Origin of the sequence: Micromonospora sp. NPDC002296 (assembly GCF_040296145.1) — a bacterium.
In the GTDB taxonomy this organism is placed as follows: domain Bacteria; phylum Actinomycetota; class Actinomycetes; order Mycobacteriales; family Micromonosporaceae; genus Micromonospora.
In genome coordinates, this window is record NZ_JBEOWQ010000101.1 from 1 (window position 1) to 6,208 (window position 6,208).

The following is a 6,208-nucleotide window of genomic DNA, read 5'->3' on the forward strand; positions in this document are numbered from 1 at the left end:
CCGGCGAGCAGCACGGCCGCGACGATCCCGGCACCCGTCGCGGCCAGCAGCAGCGCGATCCGCCGTACGATCCGGGCCTCTCCCGCCCTCACCCCCGCCTCCCCCGTGACCGGGGAGGCGCAGGCACGGCGCGCCGACGCGGTCACCACGGCCGACGCGGAGCGGACAGCGGGACAACGCACGCGGACAGCCCCTCTCCTCGATGACGTCGACACATCGTAACGATGCCGTCACCCCCACGCATCCCCCGGCCGGCCCGGTCCTGCCGGGCGAGCCGGTCGGTCACCCCGACCGGAAGATGGCCGCGCGGGGCGGCGAACCGGGCCACCGTGAGGTACGACGGGTCGGCCCCTGCGGCTGGCGGAACACCTTCGGCCCGGCCGACCGGGGTCAACGTGCGGACGGGGTCGGGCCGGGGGTCAGGCGTCGAGCCAGCGGCGGATGCAGTGCAACAGGTCCTCGGCGTCCACCGGCTTGGTGACGTAGTCGCTGGCCCCGGAGCTGATGCTCTTCTCCCGGTCACCGTGCATCGCCTTGGCGGTCACGGCGATGATCGGCAGGTCGGCGTAGCGCGGCATCGCCCGGATGGCGGCGGTGGCCGCGTACCCGTCCATCTCCGGCATCATCACGTCCATCAGCACCAGGTCGATGTCGTCGTGGCGCATCAGGGTCTCGATGCCCTTACGGCCGTTCTCGGCGTACACCACGTCGAGCCCGTGCAGCTCGAGGATGTTGGTCAGGGCGAAGACGTTGCGGGCGTCGTCGTCGACCACCAGGACCTTGCGCCCGGCCAGCCCGGCGATGCCGCCCCAGGGCGCGTCGGCCTCCTGCGTCGGCCGGCCCAGCGGCACCACCCGCTCGGGCACGTCCACCGACAGGTGCAGGGCGATCCGCTCGCGCAGGTCGTCCAGGCTGGCGACGATCTCCAGGGGGCGACCCCCGGCCGTCGCCCGGAGCAGGGCCTCCTGCCCGGGAGCCAGCGGCCGTGCGTGGTAAGCCAGCACCGGTACGCCGCCGTTCGCGGCATCGTCGTGCAGCGCCCTGAGCAGCACGGTGCCGCTGTCGTCCGGCAGGTCCAGGTGGACCACGAGGCAGCGGTGCCGGCGGCCGGCCACGGCCTCCAGCGCCGAGGGGGCGTCCAGGACGGTGGTCACCTCGACCGGTGGGAGGCCGTCGGCCAGCCCGGCCGCGACGCCGTGGACCAGCATGGTCAGCAGCCCCTTGTCGTGGTGTTCGAGGACGAGGACGCGCCGCTCGTCCGCCGGGGGCAGGCCGGTCGGCAGCCCGAACGGGCCGGGCCCGGCGGCGAGGTCGCGCGCGACCAGGTCGGCGAGGGCGGAGAGGGACACCGGGGGGCTCGCCGGGGCCGACGCGCCGGTGGGTACGGCCGAATTGGGCACGGTGGCCGGCAGGTAGAGGGTGAACGTGCTGCCCCGCCCGAGGACGCTGCGCGCGGCGATCCGGCCGCCCAGCAGGTGGGCGATCTCCCGGCTGATCGACAGGCCCAGCCCGGTCCCGCCGTACCGGCGGCTGGTGGTGCCGTCGGCCTGCTGGAAGGCGTCGAAGATCGCGGTGAGGTGCTGCTCGGCGATGCCGATGCCGGTGTCGACGACTCGGAAGGCCAGCACCGTCTCCCCCGGCGCGAACTGCTCGGGCAACTCTTCCGGGCGGGCCCGCTCGATGCGCAGTTCCACCCGGCCCTGCTCGGTGAACTTGACGGCGTTGGAGACGAGGTTGCGCAGCACCTGCCGCAGCCGCTGCTCGTCGGTGTGCAGCCGCTGCGGCACGTCCGGCGCGGTGCTGATCTCCAACGCCAGGCCGCGCGGCGTGGTCAGCGGGCGGAACGTGGCGTCGACGTAGTCGCGCAGCACGCCCAGCTCGAACGTCTCCGGGTTGATGTCCATCTTGCCGGCCTCGACCTTGGACAGGTCGAGGATGTCGTTGATCAGTTGGAGCAGGTCGGTGCCGGCGGAGTGGATGACGGTGGCGTACTCGACCTGCTTGGCGGTCAGGTTGCGGTTCGGGTTCTGGGCCAGCAGTTGGGCCAGGATGAGCAGCGAGTTCAGCGGGGTACGCAGCTCGTGGCTCATGTTGGCGAGGAACTCCGACTTGTACTTCGAGGCCAGCGCGAGCTGCTGGGCGCGGGCCTCCAGCTCCTGGCGGGCCTGCTCGATCTCGGAGTTCTTGGTCTCGATGTCGTGGTTCTGCCGGGCCAGCAGCGCCGCCTTGTCCTCCAGGTCCGCGTTGGAGCGCTGGAGTTCCTCGGACCGGGCCTGGAGTTCCTCCGAGCGGGCCCGAAGCTCGGCGGCGAGGCGCTGCGACTCGGTGAGCAGCACGTCGGTCCGGGCGTTGGCGACGATGGTGTTGACGTTGACGCCGATGGTCTCCATGAGCTGGTCGAGGAAGTCCCGGTGCGCCTCGGTGAACCGGCTCATGCTGGCCAGCTCGATGACGCCGAGCACCTGGTCCTCGAACAGGATCGGGAGCACCACCAGGTGCAGCGGCGCGGCGGCGCCGAGGCTGGAGGAGACGGTGACGTAGTCGGCCGGGACGGCGTCCACCACGATCGCCCGCTTGCTCACCGCGGCCTGCCCGACGAGGGACTCGCCGAGGGTGTACCGGCGGCCGGAGGCCCGGTGGCCGTAGCCGCCGACCACCCGCAGGGTGGGGGTCTCCCCGGCCTCCTCCACCAGGAGGAAGGTGCCGAGCTGCGCGGAGACCAGCGGGGCCAGCTCGTCCATCACCAGCCCGGCGACCACCTCCAGGTCCCGGTGGCCCTGCATCAGGCCGGAGATCCGGGCGAGGTTGGTCTTCAGCCAGTCCTGCTCCTGGTTCATCCGGGTGGTCTCGCGCAGCGACTCCACCATGGAGTTGATGTTGTCCTTGAGCTCGGCCACCTCGCCGGAGGCGTCCACGGTGATCGAGCGGGTCAGGTCGCCGGTGGCCACCGCGCTGGTCACCTCGGCGATGGCCCGGACCTGCCGGGTGAGGTTGCCGGCCAACTCGTTGACGTTCTCGGTGAGCCGCTTCCAGGTGCCGGAGACGCCCTCCACCTCGGCCTGCCCGCCGAGCCGCCCCTCGCTGCCCACCTCACGGGCCACCCGGGTCACCTCGGCGGCGAACGAGGACAGCTGGTCCACCATCGTGTTGATGGTCGTCTTCAGCTCCAGGATCTCGCCGCGGGCGTCGACGTCGATCTTCCGGGTCAGGTCGCCCTGGGCGACGGCGGTGGTCACCTGGGCGATGTTGCGGACCTGGCCGGTGAGGTTGTTCGCCATCGAGTTGACGTTGTCGGTGAGGTCCTTCCAGGTGCCGGCCACGTTGGGCACCCGGGCCTGGCCGCCGAGCCGACCCTCCGTGCCCACCTCACGGGCCACCCGGGTCACCTCGTCGGCGAACGCGCCGAGGGTGTCGACCATGGTGTTGATGGTCTGGGCGAGCACGGCGACCTCACCCTTGGCCTCCACCGTGATCTTGCGGCTCAGGTCGCCCTGGGCCACCGCCGTGGCGACCAACGCGATCGAGCGCACCTGGTTGGTGAGGTTGTTCGCCATCTCGTTGACGTTGTCGGTGAGGTCCTTCCAGGTGCCGCCGACGTTGGACACCCGGGCCTGACCGCCGAGCCGACCCTCCGTGCCCACCTCCCGGGCCACCCGCGTCACCTCGTCGGCGAACGCGGAGAGCTGGTCGACCATCGTGTTGATGGTCTCCTTCAGGGCCAGGATCTCGCCCCGGGCGTCGACCCGGATCTTCTGGGTCAGGTCGCCCTTGGCCACGGCCGTGGTCACCTCGGCGATGCTGCGGACCTGGGCGGTGAGGTTGTCGGCCATGACGTTCACCGACTCGGTGAGGTCCTTCCAGGTGCCCGAGACACCCTTGACGTCGGCCTGGCCGCCGAGCCGTCCCTCCGTGCCGACCTCCCGGGCCACCCGGGTCACCTCGTCGGCGAACGACGAGAGCTGGTCCACCATCGTGTTGATGGTGTTCTTCAGCTCCAGGATCTCACCGTGCGCGGTGACGGTGATCTTCTGCGACAGGTCGCCCCGGGCCACCGCCGTGGCCACCTGGGCGATGCTGCGCACCTGGTCGGTGAGGTTGACCGCCATCGAGTTCACCGAGTCGGTCAGGTCCCGCCACGTCCCGGCGACGCCGCTGACCTGGGCCTGGCCGCCGAGCCGGCCGTCGGTGCCGACCTCCCGGGCCACCCGGGTCACCTCGTCGGCGAACGACGAGAGCTGGTCCACCATCGTGTTGATGGTGCTCTTGAGTTCGAGGATCTCGCCCCGGGCGTCCACGGTGATCTTCTGCGACAGGTCGCCCCGGGCCACCGCCGTGGTGACCTGGGCGATGTTCCGCACCTGGCTGGTCAGGTTGCCGGCCATGAAGTTCACCGAGTCGGTCAGGTCGCGCCAGGTGCCGGCCACCCCGGGCACCTCGGCCTGGCCACCGAGCCGTCCCTCGCTGCCCACCTCCCGGGCCACCCGGGTCACCTCGTCGGCGAACGACGAGAGCTGGTCCACCATCGTGTTGATGGTGACCTTCAGCTCCAGGATCTCGCCCCGGACGTCCACGGTGATCTTCTGCGACAGGTCGCCCCGGGCCACCGCCGTGGCCACCTCTGCGATGTCGCGCACCTGGTCGGTGAGGTTCCCGGCCATGGCGTTCACCGAGTCGGTGAGGTCCTTCCAGGTGCCCGACACCCCGGGCACCTCGGCCTGGCCACCGAGCTGGCCCTCGGTGCCCACCTCCCGGGCCACCCGGGTCACCTCGGAGGTGAACAGCGAGAGCTGGTCGACCATGCCGTTGAACACGGTGGCGATCTCGCCGAGCAGGCCGTCACCGTCCTCCGGCAGCCGGGTGCCGAAGTCGCCGTCGCGCACGGCGGTCAGGCCCGCCAGCAGCTGCCGCAGGCCCGGGTCGGTCACCGACCCGGCGGGACCGGGAGCCGCACCACCACGTCGTACCGCCGACCGCTCGACCATCGCAACCCCCCGGAACCGACCCGCCGGGTGAACGGCCCGGCGGCGACGACAGCAAACCGGGCCAGTATGCACGTGACGGCGTGCGGGCGGTGAGCAGTGGTCCTCCGGCGGCTCAGCCCGGCCAGGTCCGGGGCGGGCGCATGGTCACCGCCCCGGGCCCGCCGGGGTGGCCAGCCGGGCGCTGACCCGGACGGTCGTGCCCGGGCCGTCGGCGCGGATCTCCAGGCCGTCGGTGAGCTGCTGGGCAAGCCACAGGCCGCGCTGGCCGACCTCGTTCGGCGCGGGGAGCGCGACCCGTACGTCGCCGAGGCCGGGGCCGTCGTCGGTGATCTCGCACGTCAGCAGGTCGCCGTCGCGGCACAGTCGCAGTTCGCCGCTGCCCCCGCCGTGCCGGACGACGTTGGCGACCAACTCGTGCACCGCCAGCACGAAGTCCTCCAGGGCCACGCCGGCCAGTCCGGCCGCGCCGGCCACGGCGACGACGGCGTGGCGCAGCGCCGTCACCTGCCCGGCGGCGATGCTCTGCGCCATCAGCGTCAACTCGGTACCCGCACGGGACGCGCCGGATTCCGAGCCGCCACCGTCACCCCCATCGCTGATCATGGCCGGGACCGTACACGGCCCGCGCCCGCTTGGGACGTACCCCTGGTGGATCTTCCGGCGGCCGGCGCTCAGCCGGCCCGGGTCGCGGGCAGCCGGGACATCAGCCGGATCTGGGCGGTCCGGGACCGTTCGATTCGGTCGGCGAGGTCACGTACCTCGACGCCGACCGCCCCCGGCAGGTGGGCGCGGGCCAGCGCGGCGGCCCGGCGCTGGTGGGTGATGAGGACGTCGACGAGCACGGCGTCGAACCGGTCGGCGGGCGCGGAGCGCAGCCGGGCGAGGTCCGCGTCGGCGGTCGGCGACCCGCCGGGGTGCGCGTGGTGGCCGGCGTGCCCGTCGTCGTCGCCGGGCGGGGTCGCGGCGGCCAGCCAGCGCCGCATGGTGGCCAGCTCGTCGGCCTCGGTCGCGTCGACGGCGGCGACCAGGGTGCGCAGCTCGGCGTCGGTGACCCGGCCCGTCGCCTCGGCGGCGATCACCCGGGTCCGGTCGTGGTGGGCCACCATGGCCGTCAGGAACGGCACGTCCGCCGGGTCGGTCCGGGTCGACCCGGCGGCGGGCGGCGCGCCGGTCCCGCCGGAGGGCGGAGCGGCGACGGGGGGCGCGGCGCAGCCGGCGACCGCGAG

The 6,208-nt window shown here is 72.8% G+C and carries 3 protein-coding genes; all 3 read right to left on the reverse strand.

Translation table 11 applies throughout. The features are described from left to right. Window positions 1-419: 419 nt before the first annotated feature. The gene (locus ABT023_RS28700; protein WP_502890776.1) at window positions 420-4,982 is read right to left on the reverse strand and encodes a HAMP domain-containing protein; all 4,563 of its coding nucleotides are present in this window, start codon (window positions 4,980-4,982) and stop codon (window positions 420-422) included. 144 nt (window positions 4,983-5,126) lie between these two features. Continuing rightward, on the reverse strand, window positions 5,127-5,585 hold the full coding sequence (locus ABT023_RS28705) for an ATP-binding protein (protein ID WP_350889779.1): 459 nt from the start codon (window positions 5,583-5,585) through the stop codon (window positions 5,127-5,129). Window positions 5,586-5,653: 68 nt separating this feature from the next. Continuing rightward, window positions 5,654-6,208 (reverse strand): DUF305 domain-containing protein (locus ABT023_RS28710; protein ID WP_350889781.1); only part of this gene is annotated, 555 nt, incomplete at its 5' end.

What these genes read in the sequence shown, in the direction of transcription:
- ABT023_RS28700 (WP_502890776.1), bottom strand. Translation starts at nt 4,982, where the DNA reads ATGGTCGAGCGGTCGGCGGTACGACGTGGTGGTGCGGCTCCCGGTCCC.
- ABT023_RS28705 (WP_350889779.1), bottom strand. Translation starts at nt 5,585, where the DNA reads ATGATCAGCGATGGGGGTGACGGTGGCGGCTCGGAATCCGGCGCGTCC.